Below are 24,651 nucleotides of genomic sequence, written 5' to 3'. Positions count from 1 at the left end.
ACGGGGTTAGCGCGCCATGTCCTCGGGGTTCTTCGCGTCTTTGCGATCCAGAAGGTCAGCCACCATCTTGAAGGCGGTGACGATGTCGGCCTGCTCTTTGCCGGTGAAAGTGGCGAAGTCGGCGGCAAACCCGTCGGCGAACAGCGATGGTGCCGCCTCAAGCGTGTGCGCGCCCGCCTCGGTCAGTTTGGCCTGCACGGTGCGACGGTCGCTGGTGGAGCGGATACGGGTGATCAACCCCTTTGCCTCGAGCTTGTCGAGAATGGTGACGGTGGTGGCAGGGCTGAGGTCCGCCTGCTTGGAAATTGCCGCCGTTGTCAGCGCGCCCTGGTCGCTTACCGCCTTCAGCACAACGATCTGCGGAATCGTTAGCCCCGTTTCGCGGCCGATCCGTTTCGAGCGGATATCGATCGCATGGGCGATCCGGCGGATCGCCTTCATCACCGCATCGGCATTGTTGACCGTTGTATCAGGTTTGTTGTCCATCATCGGGGAAGTAGTTACAACAGAAATCATTTGAACTCAAATGATTTCTGTTGTAACTAAAACCGAACCCGAGATGCGGGCTTTGCGCCCGCGCCATGAAAAACAGTCTGCGCCGCGCGGTGTCCGCGCCGGCGTTTTGCCTTATGCGCCCGGCTGAGTCGGGCAGCCAGTTGATAGGAGCGACCGACCAGACCATGTGTGGTATTGCCGGAGAGATCAGATTCGATGGAACCCTTGCAGATTCCGAGGCCGTGGCCCGCATTACCGCGGCGCTCGCGCCACGCGGGCCGGACGGCAGCGGCATCTTCGCCCAGGGCCGTTTCGCTTTCGGTCACCGCCGCCTGAAGATCATCGACCTTTCCGAAAAGGCCGCCCAGCCAATGACCGATCCCGAGCTCGGTCTGACCATCGTGTTCAACGGCTGCATCTATAATTATCCGGAACTCCGGCGCGAACTGGAGGACACGGGCTACCGCTTCTTCTCCACCGGCGATACCGAAGTGATCATGAAGGCCTATCACGCCTGGGGCCGCGATTGCGTGAAGCGGTTTCACGGCATGTTCGCCTTCGCCATCGTCGAACGCGACAGCGGCAAGGCGATGATCGCGCGCGACCGGTTCGGCATCAAGCCATTCTATTATGCCACAAGCGGCCGCAATATCCGCTTCGCCTCCACCCTGCCGGCGCTGTTGAAGGGCGGCGGCATCGACAAGACCGTCGATCCGGTGGCGCTGCATCACTATATGTCGTTCCACGCCGTGGTGCCGCCGCCGCACACCATCGTCAAGGGCGTGCGCAAGCTGCCGCCGGCCACCACCCGCTGCTTCGAGCCGGACGGCTCCTATGAGGATATCCGCTACTGGTCGCCCAAGCATGAGCGTGACGCGGCGACGGCCAAGCTCACCCGCGAGGAATGGCGCGACCGGGTGCTCGATGCGCTTCGCACCGCCGTCAAGCGCCGCATGGTCTCCGACGTGCCCGTCGGCGTGCTGCTGTCGGGCGGCGTCGATTCCTCGATCATCACCGGTCTTTTGGCAGAAGAAGGCCAGAAGGACCTGATGACCTTCTCGATCGGCTTCGAGGAGGCAAACGGCGAAAAGGGCGACGAATTCACCTATTCCGACCTGATCGCCGAACGCTTCGGGACCGATCATCACAAGATTTTCGTGCCGTCTTCCGAACTGATGAGCGCGCTGCCGGACACGATCAACGCGATGTCGGAGCCGATGGTCTCCTACGACAATATCGGCTTCTTCCTGCTGTCGCGCGAGGTCTCCAAGCACATCAAAGTGGTCCAGTCGGGCCAGGGCGCGGACGAGATTTTCGCCGGCTATCACTGGTATCCGCCGCTGGAAAACTCCAACGATGTCGTCGGCGATTACGCCAAGGGCTTCTTCGACCGCGACCATGCCAAGCTCTCGCGCCACCTCTCGGCCGAATGGCTGGCCGAGGAGGATGTGAGCCGCGCCTTCGTCGAAAGCCATCTGATGGCGGCCGGTGCCGAGGGCCCTGTCGACCGGGCGCTCAGGCTCGACAGCCAGGTCATGCTGGTTGACGACCCGGTCAAGCGGGTGGACAATATGACGATGGCCTGGGGTCTGGAGGCGCGCGTGCCCTTCCTCGACCATGAGCTCGCTGAGCTCGCGGCCACGATCCCGCCGGAGTTCAAGCTCAATGACGGCGGCAAGGGCGTGCTGAAAGACGCGGCAAGGCTGGTTGTTCCCCACGAGGTGATCGACCGCAAGAAGGGTTATTTCCCGGTGCCCCAGCTCAAATACATCTCGGGCGAGTATCTGGATATGGTGCGCGACGTGCTCACCAGCCAGGTCTCCAGCGAGCGCGGGCTGTTCAGGAAAAGCTATCTGGACGACCTGTTCCTCGATCCGATCGGCCACATCACGCCGCTGCGCGGGTCGGAATTGTGGCAGGTCGCGCTTCTGGAAATGTGGCTGCAGTCGCACGACATCTGAGGAAAAGCCGATGAGTTCGGACAAAGGCTCCAGGGACGATCATCGCGGGCGCGAGGCCTATGCCCATCGTCTGAAACGGATGCGCTCGCATGGAATGAAACCGCCGATTCCCGGCGGCGAGGAGCATGGCGGCATGACGCCGGATGCCTCGATCGATTGCGGCTGGGGGCGGGTAGTGTTCGGCCAGACGTTTTCCGATACCAAGCTTCTGATCGAGACGCTGCGTGCCGAAGTGCCCGATCACCGCGATATCGCGATCTATGTCCGCGATCCGCACGTGGTGCTCGCCAATGCGCCGCAGGAGGTGTTTCTCGATCCCTCGCACACCTTCCGGCTGGAGCTTTCAACCTATCGCCCGGCCTCCAAGCCGCCGCAGGGCTTCTTCATCCGCCGGCTGACATCGGAGATCGACGCCCAGGCGATCAACCGCATCTATGCCGCGCGCGGCATGGTCGTGGTCCGGCCGGATTTCTTCTGGCGCCAGCGCGATGCCCGCTCGATCTCCTATTTCGTCGCCGAGGAGGAGCACACCGGCAATATTCTCGGCACGGTGACCGGCATCGACCATTCCCGCGTATTCAACGATCCGGAAAAGGGATCGTCGCTCTGGTGCCTGGCGAGCGACCCGCAGGCCCGCCAGCGCGGCATCGGCGAGGCGCTGGTGCGCAGGCTTGCCGAGCATTTCCTCGCCCGCGGCGCGTCCTATCTCGATCTCTCCGTGCTGCACGACAATGATCCGGCGATCCGGCTCTATGAGAAGCTCGGCTTCAAGCGGGTGCCGTTCTTCACGGTCAAGCGCAAGAACCAGATCAACGAGAAGCTGTTCACCGGGCCGGAGGCGGATGACTATGAGGAACTGAACCCCTATGCCCGGCTGATCGTGACCGAGGCGCGCCGCAGGGGGATTTCAGCCGAGATCACCGATGCAAGGGGCGGCTTCTTCCGGCTGTCCTATGGCGGGCGCTCGATCCATTGCCGCGAAAGCCTGTCGGAGCTGACGACATCGGTGGCGATGTCGATCTGCGACGACAAGTCCGTGACCCGCCGCTTCGTTGAGGAGGCCGGCGTGAAGGTGCCGCGCCAGATGACCTCGGATGCCGGCGAGGATGCGATCCGCGGCTTCCTGGAGGATGCCGGTCATCTCGTGGTCAAGCCCGCGCGCGGCGAACAGGGCAGGGGCATATCCGTCGGCATCACGACCTATGAGGACCTTGAGGAAGCCGTGAAAGCGGCCAAGGCCTATTGCGACACGGTGCTGATCGAGGAGATGGTCGAGGGCGAGGACCTGCGCCTGATCGTGATCAACTACCGGCTCGTGGCCGCCGCCATGCGCCGCCCGGCCCATATCGTTGCCGACGGCAGATCCACGATCGAACAGTTGATCGCGAGCCAGAGCGAGCGGCGCAGTGCGGCAACCGGCGGCGAATCCTCGATCCCGCTCGATGCCGAGACCGAGCGTACGGTCCGCGACGCCGGCTACACCTTCGCCGATGTGCCGGAAGCCGGCACCGAAATCCGGGTGCGCCGGACGGCGAACCTGCACACCGGCGGCACCATTCACGATGTCACTGATATCGTCCATCCCAAGCTTGTGGATGCGGCGATCTCGGCGGCCCGCGCGATCAATATTCCGGTGGTGGGGATTGACCTAATGATCAAGTCCCCGCAAAACCCGGACTATGCCTTTATCGAGGCCAATGAGCGGCCGGGGCTAGCCAATCACGAGCCGCAGCCGACGGCCGAACGGTTTGTCGACCTGCTGTTCCCGCTTTCAATGCCGGCCGGCGTACGCCACTCGGTGCGCGAGGCCCACAAGAACGAGTAGCCGATGAAACGACTGACGATTGACGCCGATTACCTGTCCGACATTCTCAAATCGCTCCTCGCGATCCCCTCACCGACAGGCTACACCGACCCCATCGTCCGTTTCGTCACCGGAGAGCTGGAAAAGCTCGGCCTTTCGGTGGAACTCACAAGGCGCGGCGCGATCCGCGCCGTACGGCGCGGCGTCGACAGCCGCGGCGCGCGCGCCGTGGTCTCGCATGTCGACACGCTCGGCGCGCAGGTGAAATATCTGAAATCGAACGGTAGGCTGGAACTGGTGCCGATCGGCACATGGTCGGCGCGGTTCGCAGAAGGCGCGCGCGCCACGATCTTCACCGAAAAGGGCTCTTACCGCGGCACCATCCTGCCGCTGAAGGCGTCCGGGCACACCTTCAACAATGAAATCGACGAGTTGCCGGTCGGCTGGCAATATGTCGAGCTGCGCGTCGACGCGCTGACCCGTGACGAGGCCGATCTCGACCGGCTCGGCATCGAGATCGGTGATATCGTCGCGATCGATCCCCTTCCGGAATTCCTCGACAACGGCTTCATCGTCTCGCGCCATCTCGACAACAAGGCCGGCGTGGCGCTGATGCTGGCCGCGCTGAAGGCGATGCAGGATGAAAACGTCGAAACCCCGGTCGCCAGCCACTGGCTGTTCACCATTGCCGAGGAGGTCGGCGTCGGCGCATCCTCCATCGTCGCGCCCGATGTCGCCTCGCTGGTCTCGATCGACAACGGCACCTCGGCGCCGGGCCAGAATTCCTCGGAATTCGGCGTGACCATCGCCATGGCCGACCAGACCGGCCCGTTCGACTGGCACCTGACCAAGAAGCTTGTCGATGTCTGCAAGGCCAACGATATCCGCTATCAGAAGGACGTGTTCCGCTATTACCGCTCGGATTCGGCAAGCGCTGTGGAAGCGGGCGCGGATGTGCGCACCGCGCTGGTCGCTTTCGGCGTCGATGCCTCGCATGGCTATGAGCGCATCCATATGCATGCGCTGCGCTCGATCGCGGAAATGATCACCGCCTATCTGACCTCCGATGTCGAGATCAAGCGCGACTTCCAGCAGTCCGGCCCGATGACCGGCTTCACCCGCCAGCCGACCGGCAAGGCCAAGCAGGAGCTTTCCGCCGACGTCGAAAGCGAAACCATTGACGATCCGGCGCATCCCCATCATGCGGGGCATGCCTGAGGGGCGGACGCTCTATCCGAACACGATCCTCGGGAAATAGAACGACACCACCCAGTTCGGCGCGTCGACGATCTCGCTGATCTTCAGGTCGCCGGCGACCGAGCACAGCATGTAGGCATCCTCGGGCGCAAGCTTGCGGGTGCGCGAGAGGTGGTCGATCATCGCCGAGACGGCGTCGCGGGCGGCGGCCATCAGGTCCGGGCCGATGCCGGTCGTTACCTCGTAGCCGGCGGCATCGAGATGGCGGGCGATCGGGCCGGGGGTGGAGAAATGCGGGGTCTTCGGGGCGGCGTCCTTCACCACCTCCACCGTGATCGCAACATCCATCGCGCTTTCGATCGCCGTGCCACACACCTCGCCATCTCCCTGCGCGGCGTGGGTGTCGCCGAGCGACAGCAGCGCGCCCTCGACCTCCACCGGCAGGTAAAGCGTCGTGCCGGCCGCGATATCGCGGATGTCCATATTCCCGCCGACATGGCGCGGCGGGATCACCGAATGATTGCCGGGCTCGGCCATGGCGACCCCGATCGTGCCGATGAAGGGGCGCAGCGGCACGGAGGCGATATCGTTGAAGACGGCGGGCTTTCGCGCCACCGTATCATAATCCCAGAGCTTCAGTTTCGGCTGGTCGAACTGATCGGAAAGCAGGCCGAACCCAGGAATGATCGCGCTCCACCCGAAGCCCGACGGCATGAATTCGTGGATCGTCACCTTCAGCGCGTCGCCGGGCGCTGACCCTTCCACATAAACCGGCCCGGTCAGCGGATTGGCATTGGCCGGATTGGCGGTAAGGATATCGGCTGAGGTGCTCTCATGATGATAGTGGCCGTTGCCGGCATCGCGGCAGGCGAAGGTTATGGTCTCGCCGGACCTTGCGAAATGGACCGGCTTGATCGACCGATCCCAGCCGAGATGGCATTCGTGGGAATGGATGGTGCGGATCATGTTCTGCTCTCTTTTCCTGCGCCTTCCCGGTTCAGTCGCGCCCGTTCGAGCATATAAGCCTCGGCCTCGGCCATATGTTCCGCCATGATCTTGCGGGCCCGGTCCGGGTTGCGGCCGCGGATCGCCTTGATCAGTTCGATCTGGTAGAAGACGCCGGTCTCGCGCAGGCCCGGATTGGGCGTCTGGTAGATTTCCCGGCACTCCGGCAGGTCGCGCAGCAGGTTCAAGAGCAGGCCGCAGGCAAAACCGAGCACCGGGTTTTTCGCATGGCGCGAGAGCTCGGCGTGGAAGTCGAGTTCGGCGAGCCGCTGGATATACTCCTCGTCGGCCGATTTCGGTTCTGCCTCGTAAAGCCGGATCGTGGCCTGCAGGGCGTCGATCGCGTCGTCGGGCAGGTGAAGGGCAGCGTCCGCCGCCAGTTCCGGCTCAAGCTGCTTGCGCAGCGCGTAGATATCGGAGATCGAGGGCGGCGCGCGCAGGAACAGGTTGGTGACGGTCTGGATCGCCTCGTCCGGGGCGACGGCGCGGGCGAAAATGCCGCCGCCGGGGCCGGTCTTGCTGGCGATCATGCCCTGGAATTCGAGGATTTTCAGCGCCTCGCGCACCGTGCCGCGCGAAGCGGGAAGCTGCTCCAGGTCGAGCCATTCCGCCGGCAGCCGGTCGCCGGGGCGAAGCCCGGCCTCGATCATCCGCTCGCGCAGCATGTCGGCGATGATATCCGGCCGCTTGCGCTTCTTCGCCGCAAAGGGCGGGGCAAAGGCCTGGCGGCTTTCGAGGCTGGGTCTGGTCATGCCGTCCTTTTCACCATCGGATGGAAGCAGGCGGCTTCGTGGCCGGGCCCCCCTTGCGCTTCGTCTATCGGCGGAACATGCGTCTGGCAATGCTCAGTTCCGTTGGGACATCGGGCGAAAAAGGCGCAGCCCTTGGGCGGGTTGTAGGGGTCCGGCAGCTCCGCCTCGCTGTCGCCGCCGGAGACCGCCTTGCGGCCCGGCGCGGGCGCGGAATTGAGCAGGAGATGGGTGTAGGGATGGAGCGGCCCGGCAAACACCGCGTCACGGCTGCCAAGCTCCACGATCCGCCCGAAATACATCACCGCCACCCGGTCCGAGATCGATTCCACCACTGACAGGTCATGGCTGATGAACAGGTAGGTGAGGCCGAACCGGCTCTTCAGGTCGTCGAGAATGTTGAGCACCTGCGCCTGCACCGAGACGTCGAGCGCGGAGACGGGCTCGTCGAGCACGATCACTTCCGGATCGGCGGCAAGCGCGCGGGCGATGCCGATCCGCTGGGCCTGGCCGCCAGAAAATTCATGCGGGTAGCGCTCGAGGAATTCGGGCGCGAGATTGACCGCGTCCATCAACTCTTCCAGCCGCTTCTCGCGCTCGGCCTTGTTCATCTTCAGAAGATGGATCAGCGGGGCTTCCAGAATGGTGCGGATCTTCTTGCGCGGATTGAGCGAGGAGACCGGGTCCTGAAACACATATTGCACCTGGCGGGCCAGCGCGCGCGGATTCTTCTTCGCCTCGCGGGCAAGATCGCGGCCTTCGAAGGTGATCTTGCCGCCGGTCGGCAGATCGAGGCCGGAGAGCAGGCGCGCCAACGTCGACTTGCCGCAGCCGCTCTCGCCGACAATGCCGAGCGTCTCGCCCTTCTTCACGTCGAGGGTGACGTCCTGAACGGCGTGGACGGCAGGAAGCGCCTTGCCGAACAGCGTCTTGCCGCCGCCGAAGATGCGCTCGGCCCGATCGATCGCGATCAGCGTTTCATTGGCCTCAGGCATCGGCGGTCTCCCGGTTGAGCGGATGGATGCAGCGCGCCCCGCGCTCCTCGCCGAAGGACAGCATCGGGATGTCGCCGCTGCGACAATCCGCCTGCACATAGGGACAGCGGTCGGCAAAGGCGCAGCCGTCCGGCAGGTCGTTGACCACCGGCGGACGACCCCGGATCGCGTCGAGCCGCCGATCGGGCTCGCCCAGAACCGGCACGCAGTCGATCAGTTTGGCGGTGTAGGGATGGGCCGGGTTGGCGAGGATTTCCTCGGTCGTGCCGGTCTCCACGATCCGGCCGGCATACATCACCGCCACCCGGTCGCAGATCGCCGAGACCACGCCGAAATCATGGGTGATGAACAGGATCGCGGTGTCGCGCTCCTTGCGCAGGCCGTTCATCAGTTCAAGGATCTGCGCCTGCACGGTGACATCGAGCGCGGTGGTCGGCTCGTCGGCGATGATCAGCTTTGCGTCATTGGCAAGCGCCATCGCGATCGAGATCCGCTGGCGCATGCCGCCGGAGAGCTCGTGCGGAAAGGCGTTCAGCCGTTCGGCCGCATTGGGGATGCGCACCGATTGCAGCAGGTCGGTGGCCTTCTTGCGGGCATCGGTTCTCGACAGCGGCCGGTGGGCCTGGATGGCCTCGATCAGCTGATCGCCAACGGTATAGAGCGGATGCAGCGTCGAAAGTGGGTCCTGGAACACGTGGGATACCGCGCCGCCGCGCAACTGGCGAATGCGCTCGTCGCTTGCGGCAAATAGGTCCTCGCCGGAAAACCACGCGGCACCTCCGGCAATGCGTCCGGGCGGGGTCGGCACAAGGCCCATCAGCGACATCGCGGTCACCGATTTACCGGAGCCCGACTCGCCCACCAGCCCGAGACATTCGCCTTCGCGGATATGCAGATCGATGCCGCCCACGGCCTTGTAGATGCTGCCGCCGACATGGAATTCGGTGCGCATTTGCTGGACATCGAGAACGGCATTTTCGCGCGGCTTCTCGTCGGGCGCGGCATCGCGCTTGACGGCGGTGCGCGCGCCGGGGCGGGCGAGCGCGCCGGATTTGAGCCGCGGGTCGAGCACATCGCGGATGCCGTCGCCGAGCAGGTTGATGCTCATGACGAGGGCGAAGATCATCAGGCCCGGCACCATCGAGACATGGGCGTCGGTGAACAGCACCTTGCGGCCGTCGCCCAGCATCGAGCCGAGATCGGCCTGGGGCGGCTGTGCGCCGAGACCGAGGAAGGAGAGGCCGGCGGTTTCAAGGATCATCCAGCCGATCGTGGTCGACATGGTGATGATGATTACCGGCAGCACATTGGGCAGCACCTCGCCGAACAGGATCGCAAAATGCGATTTGCCCGAAAGCCTTGCGGCATCGACGAACTCCCGGCGCGAGAGGCCAAGCGTCATGCCGCGAATGTTACGGGCGAAGAACGGGATATTGACCACGGCGATGGCATAGAGCGCATTCAGGAGGCCCGGGCCGAGGACTGCGACGATCGCCAGCGCCAGCAGAATATAGGGAAAGGCCATGACCATATCGATGCCGCGCATCAGGATATTGTCGGTGCGCCCGCCGGCATAGCCGGCGACAAGGCCGATCAGCGAGCCGAAGAAGGCGGCGATCAGCGTGGCGGAGACGCCGACGGCAAGGCTCACCCGCGTGCCCCAGATCAGCCGCGACAGGAGATCACGGCCGAGCGCATCGGTGCCGAGCAGATGCCCCTCGGAAAAGGGTGGCAGCAGGCGGACGGAGGGATCGGTGACGTTCGGCGGCTGAAGCGGCAGGATGGGCGCGGCGAGCGCGACCAGCACGATCAGCGTCAGCACGATCAGCCCGGTGGTGGCGAGCGTGTTGTTGAGGAGCAGTTTCAGCGCGCTCGGGCGGCCGCCCTTTTTCTTCTTCTTTGCGGGTGTGGAAATCGCGGCGTCGGTCATCAGCGCAACCTCGGATCAAGCATGGTCTGAACGACATCGGCGGCGAGGTTGAACAGCACATAGGCCGCCGCCACCACCAGCACGCCGCCCTGAACGGTCAAAAGGTCGCGGGTGGAGATCGCGGTCACCAGCATCGAGCCGATGCCGGGCCACTGGAACACGGTCTCGATATAGACCGCGCCGCCGAGCACGAAACCGGCCTGAATGCCGAGCACCGGAATGACGGAGACGAGCGCGGCCTTGAAGGCATGGCGCATGATCACCCGGCGCTCCTTCAGCCCCTTGGCGCGGGCGGTGCGGATATAGTCCTGGCGCAGCACTTCCAGCATCGAGGTGCGGGTCAGCCGCGCGACCACGCCGGTTGCGACGACCGAGAGCGTGAAGGCGGGCAGGATCAGGTGCCTGACGAGGTCCATCGGCCCGCCGCCGCCATAGATCGCATACATGCCGCTCGCCGGCAGCCATTGCAGCTTGACGGCGAAGACCAGGATCAAGAGCAGGCCGAGCCAGAACGAGGGCACCGAAATGCCGATCAGCACGAACAGCGTCACCAGCTTGTCGGTGAAGCCGTACTGGCGCACGGCCGAGACGATGCCGGCCAGAAGGCCGAGGATGGAACAGAGCACCAGCGATGTGCCGGCAAGGATCAGCGTATTGCCGAAGCGCTCGGTGATGATGTCGATCACCGGGCGGTTCTGGGTATAGGATCGGCCGAAATCGCCATGGAGAATATTGCCGAGCCAGATGAAATATTGCTGCACCAGCGGCTTGTCGAGCCCGAGCGCGCGGTTGATGCGGTCGACATTTTCAGGCGTGGCGTAGGAACCGAGAATCGCGGTCGCCGGATCGCCGGGGATCATCGCCATGATCGCGAACACGATCACGGTCAGGCCGAGAAGCACCGGAATGACAGCCAGAAGCCGCCTGAGGATATAGTGTGCCATGGCGTGTTCTCCATCTGGGTGGCCATGCGATCAAGGGCAAACGGCGATTGCCGCAGAGCCCCCCAATCTTCTCGCCCCGGAGGGGAGAGATGTCGCGACAGCGACAGTGAGGGGGGAGGCCGTCACCGCAAACGCCCTCACGTTTTGAGATTCCGCGCCACCCTCACTGCCCCTTTCGGGGCATCTCTCCCGCCAGCGGGAGAGAATATGGGGAGCGAGGAGCAGCTTCCGAATGAACATCTCGCGCCTTGCGAGGGGCGATGCTGGATCGACCACAAGCCGCAATCTCCGTGCTCACGGATAGGGTCCACCCCTCTCTGCCCCTGTCGGGGCATCTCCCCCTCAAGGGGGGAGATTGGTAGGGGCTATGCGGCCCGCCCGATCAATTCGGCTTCGCCACCTTCTGCAAGAGCAGGAAGAACGACGGCTGGAGCTTGAAGTTTTCCACGCTCGCCTTGGTCACCGCATTCTGCTTCCAGTTGGCGATGAAGGCCCAGGGCGCGTCGTCGTGGACGATCGCCTGCATCTCCTTGTAGAGCTTTGCGCGTTCGGCCTGATCGGTGGAGGTGCGGGCCTGTTCAAGCAGCTTGTCGACGTCCGGGTTGGAATAGTAGCCGGAGTTGAAACCGCCCTGGTCGGGGAAGGCTTCCGAACGCAGCGCCAGATAGGGGAGCGTGTCCGGGTCGTTGGTCATCCATGCCATTTCGGCCATGTCGGCTTCGCCTTCCAGACCGGGGTTTACCTTGCCGAGGAAGGTGTTCCACTCATAGGTCTCGATTGCGACCGGCATGCCGACGGCTTCAAGGTCGGCCTGGATCTGGGTTGCCATCGCCTGCGGCTCCAGCATGCCCGAACCGCCTTCGGTAACGTAGAAGGTCAGCTCCGAGCCGTCATAGCCGGCTTCTTCCAGAAGCGACTTGGCCTTTTCCGGATCGTAGGGGTAGGGCGACAGGCTGTCGTCATAGGCCCAGGCGAAGGCCGGCGGCGTCGGGCCGGCGGCGACTTCGGCCGTACCCTGCAGGATGTCGTTGACGATCGCTTCCTTGTTGATGGCGTAATTGACGGCCTGACGAACCTTCTTGTCGGCGAAGACGCCGTCCTTCATGTTCAGGATCAGAAACCAGAGATGCGGCCCGGCCTGCTCGTAGACCTTGTAATTGTCGTTGCCGGAGAACTGCTGCAGCGCGTCCGGCGGCACCTCGACCATCACGTCGAGACCGCCCGAAAGCATCTCGGCGACGCGGGTATTGGCGTCGGTGACCGGACGGAACACCACGGCCTCAAGCGGCGGGGCGCCATCCCAGTAATCTTCGTTCCTGGACACGACCACCTTGGCGTTCGGGTCCCATTCCTCGAATTTGAACGCGCCGGTGCCGGACGGGTTGCGGCCGAAATCCTTGCCGTGTTCCTTCACCGCTTCCGGCGAGACGATCAGGCCGGTCGGATAGGCGAGGTTGGAGAGGAAGGGGGCATAGGGTTCGGTGAGCGTGAACTTCACCGTCATGTCGTCGACGACCTCGACAGTGTCGATCGAGGAGAAGAAGAAGGCCAGCGGAAACGGGCCGGTGTCGTAATACTCGTTGTCCTCGTTCAGCATCCGGTCGAAGTTGAACTTCACCGCCTCGGCGTTGAAATCCGAACCGTCGTGGAATTTTACGCCCTCGCGCAGCGTGAACGTGTAGGTCTTTCCGTCCTCGGAAATGTCCCAGTCTGTGGCAAGTGCGGGCTCGACCTCTAGCGTGCCGTCCTTGTAGCGCACCAGACCGTCATACATGTTGACGAGGATGCGGAAGTCGTTGACGGCTGTATCGGTGGCCGGGTCGAGCGATTTCGGTTCGGCGATCTGGCCGACGACCAGAACATTGGGCGGGGTCTGGGCGATCGCCGGCGCGCCGATGGCGAGCGACGCGGCAGCCAGCGCGGCTGCGAGAAGGCGTTTCATCGATCGGTTCTCCTCTGTTGGTGGTTTTCTTAATTAATTATGAAAAATTGGTAATTGACAAGGATTTATTATGATAATTCCTGCAAGCGCAGCGGCGCGTTCAACCTAAATCCAAATTTTTCAATACCTTAAATCGATGATACGGTCGGGCTGGCAGGCGGCCGCGCCCATCCGGAATTCCATGACAAAGGCATTGCGCCTTCAAATTGCCAACTACGGAACCACTCTGATCGTGACTGTGAGCGGGCCTCACATGAAAGCTGATGGACGATGATGAAAGGCAATGAACATGACTTCGATCGCGTTGTGCCGCCGCAGTATTTTCATCGGCGGAGCCGTGACGGCGGCGATGACCGCACTGGCCTCGGTTTCGGCCCCGACATTGGCGGATGAGCCGCCGGAGGATTACGTAGACCAGACGCTGACATTCGATCTGTTTTCCTGCGATATCAGCGAGCTGGCCGCCAAAAAGGCGGTCCATCCGGTGGTCTACAAGTTCGCTGAACTGGAATCAGAGGAGGCCCAGGCGATTGCCGGCTTGCTGTTGAAGGCCGGTGCCTCCACGCCGGAGCGCCCGGACACGCTGTCGCAATCGGTGGAGACGCTGAAGAGGATGGACCCGGGACCTGCCTTCGATCTGGCCTATATCGAGCACCAGATCGACAATCACAAGTCGCTTCTCAAGGTGCAGAAGCGCGAGGTGGATGATGCGTCACGTCAGGGCGTTCAAAAGACGGTTGCCACCGTTCTGGTGCCGCTGATCGCTTCCCATCTCGATATGCTCCGTACCGCGCATACCGACCTCGCATTCTAGATTGTATAGGCTTTGCCCCGCCGAGAAGTCCTCGGCGGGCACGGAATCTAGAGGATGCGGCAGGCCGCCGCCGTCACCAACGGAGCTATGCGATCTTATTTATCATGAAAAATTTGCGATATCGCTGAATTTATCATAATGAATTGATCGAAGAGGGAGGCGGTATGCGACCAGAGATCAACAGCGAACGGCTGAAAACCCTGCTCGACGGCATCAATGCCTTCGGCCGCGCCGAGGGCGGCGGGTTTAACCGCATTGGTTTTTCCGATGCCGATATGGCGGTGCGCGACTGGTTCGCCCGTGAGATGGAGGCTGATGGCCTGATCGTCAGCCGGGACGGCGCCAATTCGGTGTTCGGGCGCTATGGCTCGGCGGATGCGCCTGCGATCATGGTCGGCTCCCATCTTGATACCGTGGCGAGCGGCGGGGCCTTCGATGGCGCGCTGGGCGCAGCCGTCGCGCTTGAATGCGTGCGGGCCATGAAGGAGGTCGGCTTTACCCCCGCCCGTCCCATCGAGGTGGTCGCCACATCGGAGGAGGAGGGCCGTTTCGGCGGCATGCTCGGCTCGCAGACGATCGCCGGTCTGGTGACGCGGGACTGGCTCGAAAGCGCTGCCGATGCCGATGGCCTGTTGCTGACCGACGCCATGCGTGCCCAGGGGCTGGAGCCGTCCGCGATCCTTTCTTCGGCGCGGCCGAAAGGCTCTGTCGAAGCGTTTCTCGAACTGCATATCGAGCAGGGGCCCGTGCTGGAGCGGGAAGCGATTGCCATCGGTCTGCCCGAGGGCGCCACCGGCATCGTCAACCTGCATGTCCGGCTTTCCGGCATCGCCAATCATTCCGGCACGACGCCGATGGATATGCGCGCCGACGCCTTTGCCGGCCTTGCGGAAATCGCGGTCCAGATCCCGGCCATGATCGCCGCCTCGGGCTCAAAGGACGCACGGATCACCATCGGCAAGGTCGAGCTTTCGCCCAACCATCCGCATACGATACCGGGGGAGGCGGTCTTCACCGTGATCATCCGCGATGCCCGTGAAGACGTCATGCGCGGCCTTCAGACCCGCTTCGGCGAAGTCGCCGGCGCGGTGGCCGGGAAGCACAGTCTTGTGCTCTCAATCGAGGAAAACAGCTTCATAGCACCGGTCGCCTTCGACGCCGGCCTGATCGACATGCTGGAGGCCGAGGCGCGCCGTCTGAACCTGCCGGCGCGGCGTATGATCTCCGGCGCCGGCCACGATGCGCAGACGATGACGGCGCTCTGTCCCTCCGCAATGATCTTCGTGCCGAGCCGCAACGGCATATCCCACGCGCCGGAAGAACATTCCGACTGGGTGGATATCGAAAAAGGCGCGCAACTGATGCTTTCGGCGCTGATCCGGCTTTCAGCCGATTGACGGATCCATGCCCGCGGAAGGGTGCGGAACACCGGGCCTTCAGCTCACCGCGTAGAACTGAAAGGCCGCGAAGCCGACTGCGATAATCGCCGCCAGCACGACGCCGGCGATCAGGGCGAATTCCGCGCTGTGGCCGAAGGCGGTGGAACGGCGTTGAGATCGCTGCGGCATGACAGGTCTGGCTTTGGCTGTTTCGGTGACTGTCATCATGGCTCGCTTGCCTTCCCGCAGCGTTAAAAGACATGGTTACTGATTGATGAAACGCAATTCGGCCAGGGCCTGTTCCCTTTGTGCTCGCCAGCCTCCCGCAAAGCACCTGATCGACGGTTTGCCAAGCCGGAGGGCAGGCGCTAGATATGCCTGATCGAAACTCACGGAATTGACCGCATGGCCCGCGCCTTTCTCTACGTTCTTGATTCCTTTGGCATCGGCGGCGCGCCGGATGCCAAGACCTATGGCGATCTCGGCGCCGATACGCTCGGCCATATCGCCGAATTCTGCGCGGTAGGGCTTGGCGATCGCGAGGGGCTGCGCTCCGGCCCGTTGAAGCTTCCCAATATGGCTGCACTCGGCCTCGTCGAGGCGGCCAAGCTTGCAAGCGGCAATTATCCGGCGGGCATGGCGCGGCCGGAGCGGTTTCTCGGCCGCTATGGCGCGGCAAGCGAGGTCTCGCGCGGCAAGGACACGCCGTCGGGCCACTGGGAGATTGCCGGCACGCCGGTGATGTTCGACTGGGGTTATTTTCCGGAAGGGCCGGATTGTTTCCCGCGCGAACTGCTCGAGGCGATCTATGCCCAGGCCGGTATTTCCGGCAGTCTCGGCAATTGCCACGCTTCGGGCACGGAGATCATCAAGCGCTTCGGCCAGGAGCATGTCTGGACGCGCCGCCCGATCTTCTACACCTCCACCGACAGCGTGTTTCAGATCGCAGCCCACGAATATCACTTCGGCCTCGACCGGCTGATGCAGCTTTGCGAAGTCGTGCGCGAACTGACCTATGATTACAATATCGGCCGGGTGATCGCCCGCCCGTTCACGGGCGAGACCGCCGAGACCTTCAAACGCACCGGCAATCGCCGCGATTTCTCGATCGCGCCGCCGGAAAAGACACTGCTGGATCGCGTCAGCGAGGACGGGCGAAATGTGCTGGCGGTCGGCAAGATCTCCGACATCTTCGCCGGCAAGGGCGTGACGCAGCTCTTCAAGGCCGATGGCAATGAGGCGCTGGTCGATGCCAGCCTGAAGGCGATCGCGCAAGCCGGCGATGGCGATCTCGTCTTCACCAATCTCGTCGATTTCGACATGCTCTACGGTCATCGCCGGGACGTGCCGGGTTATGCGGCAGCGCTCGAGGCCTTCGATGCCCGCATTCACGACATCGCCGAGGCGCTAAAGCCCGGCGATATTGTGGTGCTGACCGCCGATCATGGCTGCGACCCCACCTGGCGCGGCTCCGACCATACCCGAGAGCGGGTGCCGGTGCTGGTCTTCGGGCCGGGGCTGAAGCCGGGCTCGTTCGGCGTGCGCGACAGCTACGCCGATATCGGGGAAAGTATCGCGGCTCATCTCGGCCTTGCACCCGGCAAACACGGGAGGTCGTTTCTGTGATCAAGGCCGAGCTTCACTGCCATATCGAAGGCGCCACGCCGCCGGCGCTGGCGGCGCGCCTTGCCGAAAAATACGGCATCGATTTGTCCCGCTACCTAGCCGACGGTCGCTATCTCTGGAACGATTTTTCCAGTTTCATCGCCTGCTATGCGGCGATCGCCAATGTCTTTCGCTCTGAGGAGGATTTCGCGACCTTGGCCGAGGCCTATCTCAGCGAACTGGCTGCTGCCGACACGATCTATGCCGAGCTGTTCGTCTCGCCGGAACAGGGCCTTGCGGCCGGTCTGTCAAAGGACGGCTACATGCGGGCGATCACCGCCGGCATCGAGGCGGCGCGCGACAAGACCGGCATCGAGGCGCGCATGGTGATGATCGGCGAGCGCCATATGGGGCCGGAGCAGGTGGAAGGGGCGGCGCGCTATGCCGTTTCCTGCGATTTTCCGCTGCTCACCGGCTTCAACATGGCCGGCGACGAGCGCATGGGCCGGGTTGCCGATTTCGCCCGCGCCTTCGATATCGCGCGCGATGGCGGGCTCGGCATCACCATTCATGCCGGTGAGGTGTGCGGCGCTTTCTCGGTGCGCGATGCGCTCGATTGCGTCAGGCCCGACAGGATCGGCCATGGCGTTAGGGCGATCGAGGAGCCCGATCTGGTGCGCCGGCTTGTGGACGAGGGCGTCGTGCTGGAGGTCTGCCCCGGCTCCAACGTCGCGCTGTCGGTCTATTCGGGTCTCGCCGCCCATCCCCTGCGCCGCCTCCACGATGCCGGGGTAAAGGTCACGCTGAATTCCGACGATCCGCCATTTTTCCATACATCGCTTGCCCGCGAATACGAAGCGGCCCGCGACGAGATGGGCTTTGCGCCGGAAGAAATCGAAGCGATGACGCGGACTGCGATCGAGGCCGCCTTTGTGAATGAGCCTACGCGCCAGCGGCTGCTCTCGCGGCTTGCCGGCTGAATCAGTGCAAACCACGCGCTTTCCCCGGCGCGATGCTTGCCGGATGCCGGGCTTTTGCGCCATAAACAGCTTGAGTGCGTAAAAGACGGGAAAACACCATGGACGGCGTAACGGTCATCAATCACCCCCTGGTTCAGCACAAGCTGACCAAGATGCGGCAGAAGGAAACCTCTACGGCCGGCTTCCGGCGTCTGCTGCGGGAGATTTCCACGCTGCTGTGCTACGAGGTGACCCGCGACCTCGAACTGACCATGGAAACCATCGAAACGCCGATGACGACCATGGAAGCGCCGGTGCTGGAAGGCAAGAAACTGGTGTTCGCCTCGATCCTGCGCGCCGGCAACGGCCTGCTCGAAGGCATGCTCGACCTCGTGCCGTCCGCCCGCGTTTCCCATATCGGCGTCTATCGCGATCACGATACGCTGGAGGCGATCGAATATTTCTTCAAGGCGCCGGAGGATATCGGCGAGCGTCTGGTGATCGTGGTCGATCCGATGCTGGCGACCGGCAATTCCTCGATCGCCGCCGTCGACCGGCTGAAGGAGCGCGGTGTTACCAATATCCGCTTCCTGTGCCTCTTGGCAGCGCCCGAGGGCATCGAGAATTTCCGCAAGGCCCATCCCGACGTTCCGGTCTACACCGCCGCGATCGACAGCCACCTCAACGAGAAGGGCTATATCGTCCCCGGCCTGGGCGACGCCGGCGACCGGATGTATGGCACGAAGTAGAGGTTATTTCCTGAGTGGCAGCCGATAGCGGACGAAGCCGTCGGCCTTGTCGTAGCTGTCGTAGAGCTTGCGCGCCTGGGCATTGTCGGCCTTGGTGTGCCAGTAGAGATTGGTCCAGCCATCGCGGCGGCCGATCGCAATGAGATCGTCGATCAGCGCGCGCCCGATGCCGCTGCCGCGCATCTCGGGATCGACGAAAAGGTCTTCCAGATAGCAGGCCGGCTCCACCGCCCATGTGCGCGGGTGCAGGATGCAGGTCGCAAAGCCGGCAACCGTGCCGTCCACCAGCGCAAGCCGGGTGAACACGGCGCTCACCGGATCGATGATCCGGTTCCAGGTCATATCGGTCACGGTTTCGTCCAGGGCGGCGCCGTAAAACTCCAGATAGCCCTGCCAGAGCCCCAGCCAGGCCTCCCTGTCCGCGGGCCCGGCATCGCGGATAACCGGCGCGCTCATTCGCCGGCTTCCTGAAGGACCTGCAGATGCTCGCCCGAAAGTTCGATTTGCGGCGCCCGGATCAGGCTGTCCATCTGCTCCAGTTTCGACGCGCTGGCGATCGGCGCGGTGACGCCCCGCCGGGTCATCAGCCAGGCAAGCGCGATTGCTGCCGGATGCTCGCCCGTCTCCGCGCTCACCTGTTCCAGCGCCTTCAGGATGCGGCGGCCGCGCTCGTCGAAATATTTGGCGATGCCGCCGCCGCGCGCACTTCCCGCGGTATCATCGGCGGATTTGTACTTTCCGGTCAGGAAGCCGGAGGCCAGGCTGAAATAGGTTATGACGCCGATATCGTGCTCGACGCAGAGATCGGCCAGCGCGCCCTCGAAGGACGAACGGGCGTAGAGGTTATACTCCGGCTGAAGCACGTCATAACGCGCGCGACCGGTATGTTCGGCCACCTGAAGCGCCTCGCCAAGCTGTTCGGCATTCAGATTGGACGCGCCAATAGCGCGCACCTTGCCCTGTTCCCGCAATCGGCTGAACGCGCCGATGGTCTCGTCATAGGGCGTGTTCTCATCCGGCCAGTGGGCGAGGTAGACGTCGATATAGTCGGTCTGGAGCCGCTTCAGCGAGTCTTCCACGGCCTCGGCGATCCAGGCCTCGCCAAGCCCCTTCTTGTCCGGCGCCATTTCCGAGCCGACCTTGGTGATGATCACGACGTCCTCGCGCCTGACGCCGCCGCGCTTCAGCCAGTTGCCGATAATGGTCTCGGATTCGCCGCCCTTGTTGCCGTCCACCCATTTCGAGTAGACGTCGGCGGTATCGATGGCGTTGAAGCCGGCATCGACAAAGCGGTCGAGCAGGGCGAATGAGGTCTTCTCGTCCGCCGTCCATCCGAAGACGTTGCCGCCGAACACGACCGGCGCGATGGCGATATCGGTGCGGCCCAGAATTCTTCTATGCATGATTTCCTCCGGCGGTTTGAGAACGCGTTTCAGCGTTTTAGATAGCGCCCAGTGTATGCAATGCAAACGGTGCGAGGCAATGCTTGCGCTTGCGCGCTGCGGTTTTTATGGTGGCCGCCGAAAAGTGAGGAGATCCGATGCTGCGTTTTGGAATTATGTCGACGGCCAAGATCGGCCGCGAGCTTGTCGTGCCGGCAATCGTCGATGCGGAAAACTGCATACTGGCGGCAGTCGCGAGCCGGGATATCGGCCGTGCGCGGGCGATGGCCGAGCGTTTCGGCGCGCCTCTCGCCTTCGGCTCCTATGAGGAAATGCTGGCAAGCGACGAGATCGATGCCGTCTATATCCCGCTGCCGACCTCACAGCATGTCGAATGGGCGATCAAGGCGGCGGATGCGGGCAAACACGTGCTGGTGGAAAAGCCGCTGGCGCTGAAGGCGGATGACATCGCGCCCGTGATTGCCGCGCGCGACCGCAACAATGTGCTCGTCAGCGAGGCCTATATGGTCACCTACACGCCCGTCTGGCGCAAGGTCCGGGCGCTGCTTTCCGAAGGTGCGATCGGCGATCTCGTCCACGTGCAGGGCGCGTTCACCTATTTCCTGCGCGACGAGACCAATATGCGCAACATCCCCGAACTGGGCGGCGGCGGCCTGCCCGATATCGGCGTCTATCCGACCGTCACCACACGGTTCGCCACCGGCAAGGAACCCGAGCGCGTCCAGGCGACGGTGCGCTATGACGAGAATTTCGGCACGGATATCTATGCCTCGGTGCGGGCAGAATTTCCGGGCTTTGAGTTGAGCTTCTATGTCTCCACCCAGCTTGCGCACCGCCAAACCATGGCGTTCCACGGAACCGAGGGCCTGATCGAGGTGGTCTCGCCGTTCAACGCCGACCGCTGGGGCGAAGAAACCGTCTTGCTTTCCAACCGCAATCACAGCGAAACCCAGGCCTTCCGCTTTCAGGACAGCCGGCAATATGTGCGTGAGGTCGAGGCTTTCGCAAGGGCGGCTTCGGGCGCGGAGGAAGAGGTCTTCACGCTCGAGGATTCGGTGCGCAACCAGCGCTTCATCGATGCCGTCTACCGTGCCGGCAACGCCGATGGCGGCTGGACGACGGTCTGAATTTGCGAGCATGCGCCGGCTGGCCGCAGCTTCGCGGCCAGCGACCTCTCATGGAAATGTATCCGCCGGCGTCTCCGGCTTCGGCGTCACCGCGAAAGCGGCAAGCGCCTCCTAGTGGTCGTCAAATTTGAGAAAGACATCATTCATAGGCTACCGCCTTTGCCTGAAGATCGGCGTCCGTCATCCGGAATGGCCAGATCACGAGTTGGTCGTACCAGCCGTTGGAATATGCTCCGGTTGAAGATCGTCCCAGATATGCGTCGGAAAACGGGGCATATGACGATTTCGGCGCTGATGCGTTGGTGGCGGAGATGGCGTCGCCCGCCGCCAGGGTGGTGCCGGCCTCATCGAGGTTTGCCGCGACGCCGAAATCATCGAGGGACGTGACGCCGGACGGCAACAAGCGCGTTGTCGCGGAGGAACCGTTCCATGCATTGAATCCGGCGCCCGATGCGCCAGCCTGACCGATGAGCCAGTTCGCCATGTCGAGCCCGAGGATCCGCCCGTTGTCAGCGGCTGAAGCGAGACGGGCCTGCACCAGCACACTCACCTGATCACGCTTCAGCAGCGCCGCCACCGCTGCGCTCAACTGCGCCTTGTCGGCCGGCCGGGTGACGGTCGTTCCGTTGGTGGGAATGTAGGAGGTTGCGACCAGCCCCAGTTCGACCTGCGGAAATGCGACGAGGATATCGGAAGCATAAACATCCGATGCGCCCGCAGGGGCGTTGTTGCCGAGAGCTGCGGTGCCATAGCTCGGCGAATAGGCGCTCTCATAACGCCGCCATTCTTCGGTCGCTTCAAGGACGCTGTCGACTTTGCCATCGACTGCAAGCGAGAACTGACGTTTGGCGGTATCATATTGCCTGACATAGACCGACATCACCACGGGGCCACCGCCGCCGACACTGTTGGCAAACCGTACGAAAGTGCTGGGGGCTGCCGGCATCTGCACCCTGTAGACGTTTCCTTTCGCGCCATCCGGGCCCGTCTCGTCCGGCATATGCGTGACGATCGTATTCTCCCCGAGCGTCAGTTGGGGCAGGTTTCTGGTGATGCATAGATTCGTTGCCGGCCCCTCCAGCAGCAATTGCCGTTTTCCATGGGTGTAATCGAAGCGCGGCTGGTCGGTCGCGGCCTCCCGGATCAGGCCCTGGGTATCGATATAAGTGGCCGTTCCGGCGCGCGTGAAGGTGAGAATATCCATAAGCGGCCTTGCGGACAGAGCCGTAAGCGCCGCCAACGGGGCGGAGGGGATATCCGCCGTCGGCACGGTCGTTAAGGCATGGCGGTCCCGTCGCAGATCGAGGATCGCGGCAGGGCCGCATGCGCCGCCGCCAGCGCTTTCCGCAACATAGGCAGGGGCGCTCCAGAACGGTGCCGGCTGCTTGCCGCTGTCGGCCGTGATGGAGATGCCCAGCCTCATATCAACCCCACCAGCGCATCGGCGGTAGTGCCGGTGGCCAGCACGTGGCTGACGCGGATGGGTAGGATGGTCCCGGCCGCCACGTTCTGAAACGTCACGGTCTCGCCGGAGGCGAAGGTGGCTGTCAGGTCGCCGGCGATACCGACATAGATCGCGCGGGTGACCTCCAGCACCGGCGCCGCGTCGCTGGTGGCGATTGGAAACCCGTCATAGGCCGGGCTGGTGAGCGTTGCGTGGCGGGATGCAAATCTGTCTGTCATGACGCGTCTCCTTGGCTTGCGTTGACCGGCTTCAATTCTGGGGGACGCGTGGACGGTGGGGATTTGCGGGGAGAAAACAGGATCGATTGTGCAAGGTAAACGCGGATCGGTTAAACTGAGCCCATGAGCAATCTCTTCGATGCCGAATCGGCGACAAATCTGACGGAATTTACGGTTTCGGAGCTTTCCGGATCGATCAAGCGCACGGTCGAGGACCGGTTCGACCGGATCCGCCTGCGCGGCGAAATCTCCGGCTATCGCGGACCACATTCCTCGGGTCACGCCTATTTTTCGATCAAGGACGAGCGCGCCCGGATCGATGCCGTCATCTGGCGGGGCGTGTTTTCCGGTCTGAAGATCAAGCCGGAAGAGGGCATGGAGGTGATCGCCACCGGCAAGGTCACCACCTTCCCGGGTGCGTCAAAATACCAGATCGTGGTGGAGGCGCTGGAGCCCGCCGGCGCCGGCGCGCTGATGGCGCTTCTGGAAGAACGCCGCAAGAAACTGGCCGCCGAAGGTCTGTTCGACGAGGCGGCGAAGAAGGCGTTGCCGTTCATGCCGCGCGTGGTCGGCGTGATAACCTCACCGACGGGCGCGGTCATCCGCGATATCCTCCACCGCATCACCGACCGCTTCCCGGTCCATGTCGTGGTCTGGCCAGTCAAGGTCCAGGGCGAGGGGTCGGGGGATGCGGTTGCCGCCGCCATCAGAGGCTTCAACGCGCTCGGCCCCGATGGGCCCGTGCGCCGTCCCGATGTGCTGATCGTCGCGCGCGGCGGCGGCTCGCTGGAGGATCTCTGGAGCTTCAACGACGAGGCGGTGGTGCGCGCGGCCTATGAAAGCGAAATCCCGCTGATTTCCGCCGTCGGCCACGAGACCGACTGGACGCTGATCGACCACGCCGCTGATTACCGTGCGCCGACGCCGACGGGGGCCGCCGAACGCGCCGTGCCGGTCAGGGCCGAGCTTGTTGCCGATCAGGCCCGGCTTGCCGCACGGCTTGCAAGTGCTGCGACCCGGCTGATGGATTTCCGCCGGCAGACGCTGACCGGGCTTTCGCGCGGCCTGCCCTCGCTCGATCAGTTGCTGGCGCTACCGCGGCGGCGCTTCGACGAGGCGGCGCTCCGAAACACCCGCGCGCTGGAGCTCAACACTATCAACAAGCGCCGCACGTTTGAACGCAGCGCCTCAGGCCTTTCGGCAACGCCCCAGCGCCTTTCGATGATGATCGCCCGGGACCGCGAACAGGTGGCCGTGCTCTCGCGTCGGGCGGCAACCGCAATCGATGCCGGCCTCAAGACCCACCGCGCCGCCATCGCCGGCCAGCAGCGGGTGCTGAACTCGCTTTCCTACCGCAATGTGCTGGCGCGCGGTTTCGCGGTGATCCGCGATCAGGACAACCGCCCGGTCTCCCGCGCCGCCGGCCTGGAACGTGGCGCGCCGATCGAGATCGAGTTCGCCGATGGCAGGGTCAGGGCAGTGACGGGCGAGGGGGCAACGGTCCCGGAGCCCCCGCCTGCGCCGAAGCCAAAGAAAAAGCCGAGAGCTCCCGCTAAACCACCCACGCAGGGCAGCCTGTTTTAGGCATCGCAGTCTTGCACCCTCAATCTCTCCCCTTGAGGGAGAGATGCCCCGACAGGGGCAGAGAGGGGTGAACCCTTTCATCATACTCGGAGTTTGCGGCTTTTAGGGCTTACGCCCTTTACCCCTCTCTGTCGCTTTCGCGACATCTCCCCCTCAAGAGGGGAGATTGTGGGCTGATAGATCGCGAGACGGTCGATAGCTCGAGGTTAGCTGACCTTCCGCGACACCGATTACCCCGAAGCTAAGCGGAGGTTAGCCTTGCCGGAACGCTTGGCATCTCAACAGCAGCCGTGTCTTAGCCGCACGCCCCCAACAAGATCATCCCG

Annotated in this window: 22 protein-coding genes; 10 read left to right on the top strand and 12 right to left on the bottom strand. The window is 63.5% G+C overall.

From position 1 onward, the window contains the following. Positions 1-6: 6 nt before the first annotated feature. Complete coding sequence (locus tag V6766_RS11905; protein ID WP_448466656.1) at positions 7-489, bottom strand: MarR family winged helix-turn-helix transcriptional regulator; 483 nt, start codon at positions 487-489, stop codon at positions 7-9. A 191-nt stretch (positions 490-680) separates the two neighbouring features. Here V6766_RS11905 and V6766_RS11900 point away from each other — a divergent pair, with 191 nt between their 5' ends. From V6766_RS11900 to V6766_RS11890, 3 genes are read left to right on the top strand one after another with little or no spacing between them, the layout of a single operon-like run. Beyond that, entirely contained in the window at positions 681-2,456 is a 1,776-nt protein-coding gene (locus V6766_RS11900) for an N-acetylglutaminylglutamine amidotransferase (protein WP_448466753.1), read from the top strand. A gap of 10 nt (positions 2,457-2,466) precedes the next feature. Further along, entirely contained in the window at positions 2,467-4,281 is a 1,815-nt protein-coding gene (gene ngg, locus V6766_RS11895) for an N-acetylglutaminylglutamine synthetase (RefSeq protein WP_448466654.1), read from the top strand. A gap of 3 nt (positions 4,282-4,284) precedes the next feature. Continuing rightward, on the top strand, positions 4,285-5,478 hold the full coding sequence (locus V6766_RS11890) for an osmoprotectant NAGGN system M42 family peptidase (RefSeq protein WP_448466652.1): 1,194 nt from the start codon (positions 4,285-4,287) through the stop codon (positions 5,476-5,478). Positions 5,479-5,490: 12 nt separating this feature from the next. On the opposite strand, the gene V6766_RS11885 is transcribed toward V6766_RS11890, so the two are convergent. The 6 genes from V6766_RS11885 to V6766_RS11860 all read right to left on the bottom strand — a co-directional run bounded on the left by V6766_RS11885 (position 5,491) and on the right by V6766_RS11860 (position 13,022). Next, a complete protein-coding gene (locus V6766_RS11885; RefSeq protein ID WP_448466650.1) occupies positions 5,491-6,423 on the bottom strand; it encodes an acetamidase/formamidase family protein in 933 nt (310 codons plus the stop codon). Then, positions 6,420-7,214, bottom strand: coding sequence for a FadR/GntR family transcriptional regulator (locus V6766_RS11880; RefSeq protein ID WP_448466648.1), 795 nt, complete (start codon positions 7,212-7,214; stop codon positions 6,420-6,422). The genes V6766_RS11885 and V6766_RS11880 overlap by 4 nt, the downstream gene beginning before the upstream one ends. Continuing rightward, positions 7,211-8,206, bottom strand: a complete 996-nt coding sequence (locus V6766_RS11875; RefSeq protein ID WP_448466646.1) for an ABC transporter ATP-binding protein — start codon at positions 8,204-8,206, stop codon at positions 7,211-7,213. The genes V6766_RS11880 and V6766_RS11875 overlap by 4 nt, the downstream gene beginning before the upstream one ends. Continuing rightward, positions 8,199-10,136, bottom strand: coding sequence for a dipeptide/oligopeptide/nickel ABC transporter permease/ATP-binding protein (locus tag V6766_RS11870; RefSeq protein ID WP_448466644.1), 1,938 nt, complete (start codon positions 10,134-10,136; stop codon positions 8,199-8,201). Before V6766_RS11870 ends, V6766_RS11875 begins: the two co-directional genes overlap by 8 nt. Beyond that, on the bottom strand, positions 10,136-11,080 hold the full coding sequence (locus V6766_RS11865; RefSeq protein WP_448466642.1) for an ABC transporter permease: 945 nt from the start codon (positions 11,078-11,080) through the stop codon (positions 10,136-10,138). The genes V6766_RS11870 and V6766_RS11865 overlap by 1 nt, the downstream gene beginning before the upstream one ends. 382 nt (positions 11,081-11,462) lie before the next feature. Then, positions 11,463-13,022, bottom strand: a complete 1,560-nt coding sequence (locus V6766_RS11860) for an ABC transporter substrate-binding protein (RefSeq protein WP_448466640.1) — start codon at positions 13,020-13,022, stop codon at positions 11,463-11,465. A 283-nt stretch (positions 13,023-13,305) separates the two neighbouring features. Here V6766_RS11860 and V6766_RS11855 point away from each other — a divergent pair, with 283 nt between their 5' ends. Then, positions 13,306-13,836: a DUF4142 domain-containing protein gene (locus V6766_RS11855; protein ID WP_448466638.1), complete on the top strand. Its 531-nt coding sequence runs from the start codon at positions 13,306-13,308 to the stop codon at positions 13,834-13,836. A gap of 164 nt (positions 13,837-14,000) precedes the next feature. Continuing rightward, positions 14,001-15,233, top strand: coding sequence for an allantoate amidohydrolase (locus tag V6766_RS11850; RefSeq protein WP_448466636.1), 1,233 nt, complete (start codon positions 14,001-14,003; stop codon positions 15,231-15,233). Between the two features lie 39 nt (positions 15,234-15,272). Here the strand turns inward: V6766_RS11850 and V6766_RS11845 are convergent, their stop codons facing one another. Beyond that, a complete protein-coding gene (locus V6766_RS11845; protein ID WP_448466634.1) occupies positions 15,273-15,443 on the bottom strand; it encodes a hypothetical protein in 171 nt (56 codons plus the stop codon). Between the two features lie 177 nt (positions 15,444-15,620). On the opposite strand from V6766_RS11845, the gene V6766_RS11840 reads away from it, so the two are divergent. The 3 genes from V6766_RS11840 (at position 15,621) to upp (ending at position 18,528) form a co-directional block, all read left to right on the top strand. Further along, positions 15,621-16,841 carry a phosphopentomutase gene (locus V6766_RS11840; RefSeq protein WP_448466632.1) on the top strand — a complete coding sequence of 407 codons (1,221 nt, stop codon included), beginning with the start codon at positions 15,621-15,623 and terminating at the stop codon, positions 16,839-16,841. After that, entirely contained in the window at positions 16,838-17,800 is a 963-nt protein-coding gene (locus V6766_RS11835; protein WP_448466630.1) for an adenosine deaminase, read from the top strand. The genes V6766_RS11840 and V6766_RS11835 overlap by 4 nt, the downstream gene beginning before the upstream one ends. A gap of 98 nt (positions 17,801-17,898) precedes the next feature. Continuing rightward, a complete protein-coding gene (gene upp / locus V6766_RS11830; protein ID WP_230719683.1) occupies positions 17,899-18,528 on the top strand; it encodes a uracil phosphoribosyltransferase in 630 nt (209 codons plus the stop codon). Between the two features lie 3 nt (positions 18,529-18,531). Here upp and V6766_RS11825 read toward each other — a convergent pair whose 3' ends face one another. Continuing rightward, the gene (locus V6766_RS11825) at positions 18,532-18,984 is read right to left on the bottom strand and encodes an N-acetyltransferase family protein (RefSeq protein WP_448466628.1); all 453 of its coding nucleotides are present in this window, start codon (positions 18,982-18,984) and stop codon (positions 18,532-18,534) included. After that, positions 18,981-19,931: an aldo/keto reductase gene (locus V6766_RS11820; RefSeq protein WP_448466626.1), complete on the bottom strand. Its 951-nt coding sequence runs from the start codon at positions 19,929-19,931 to the stop codon at positions 18,981-18,983. The genes V6766_RS11825 and V6766_RS11820 overlap by 4 nt, the downstream gene beginning before the upstream one ends. A 137-nt stretch (positions 19,932-20,068) precedes the next feature. Here V6766_RS11820 and V6766_RS11815 point away from each other — a divergent pair, with 137 nt between their 5' ends. Next, positions 20,069-21,058, top strand: coding sequence for a Gfo/Idh/MocA family protein (locus V6766_RS11815; RefSeq protein WP_448466624.1), 990 nt, complete (start codon positions 20,069-20,071; stop codon positions 21,056-21,058). Between the two features lie 139 nt (positions 21,059-21,197). On the opposite strand, the gene V6766_RS11810 is transcribed toward V6766_RS11815, so the two are convergent. Continuing rightward, positions 21,198-22,481, bottom strand: coding sequence for a phage head spike fiber domain-containing protein (locus tag V6766_RS11810; protein ID WP_448466622.1), 1,284 nt, complete (start codon positions 22,479-22,481; stop codon positions 21,198-21,200). Further along, complete coding sequence (locus V6766_RS11805; protein ID WP_448466620.1) at positions 22,478-22,741, bottom strand: spike base protein, RCAP_Rcc01079 family; 264 nt, start codon at positions 22,739-22,741, stop codon at positions 22,478-22,480. Before V6766_RS11805 ends, V6766_RS11810 begins: the two co-directional genes overlap by 4 nt. A 123-nt stretch (positions 22,742-22,864) precedes the next feature. Here V6766_RS11805 and xseA point away from each other — a divergent pair, with 123 nt between their 5' ends. After that, a complete protein-coding gene (xseA, locus tag V6766_RS11800) occupies positions 22,865-24,325 on the top strand; it encodes an exodeoxyribonuclease VII large subunit (RefSeq protein ID WP_448466618.1) in 1,461 nt (486 codons plus the stop codon). Positions 24,326-24,651: the final 326 nt, after the last annotated feature.

It is taken from the genome of Martelella sp. AMO21009 (genome assembly GCF_053484295.1).
The sequence above is the reverse complement of the archived record's forward strand: the minus strand, read 5'-3'. Positions and strand labels throughout refer to the sequence as shown.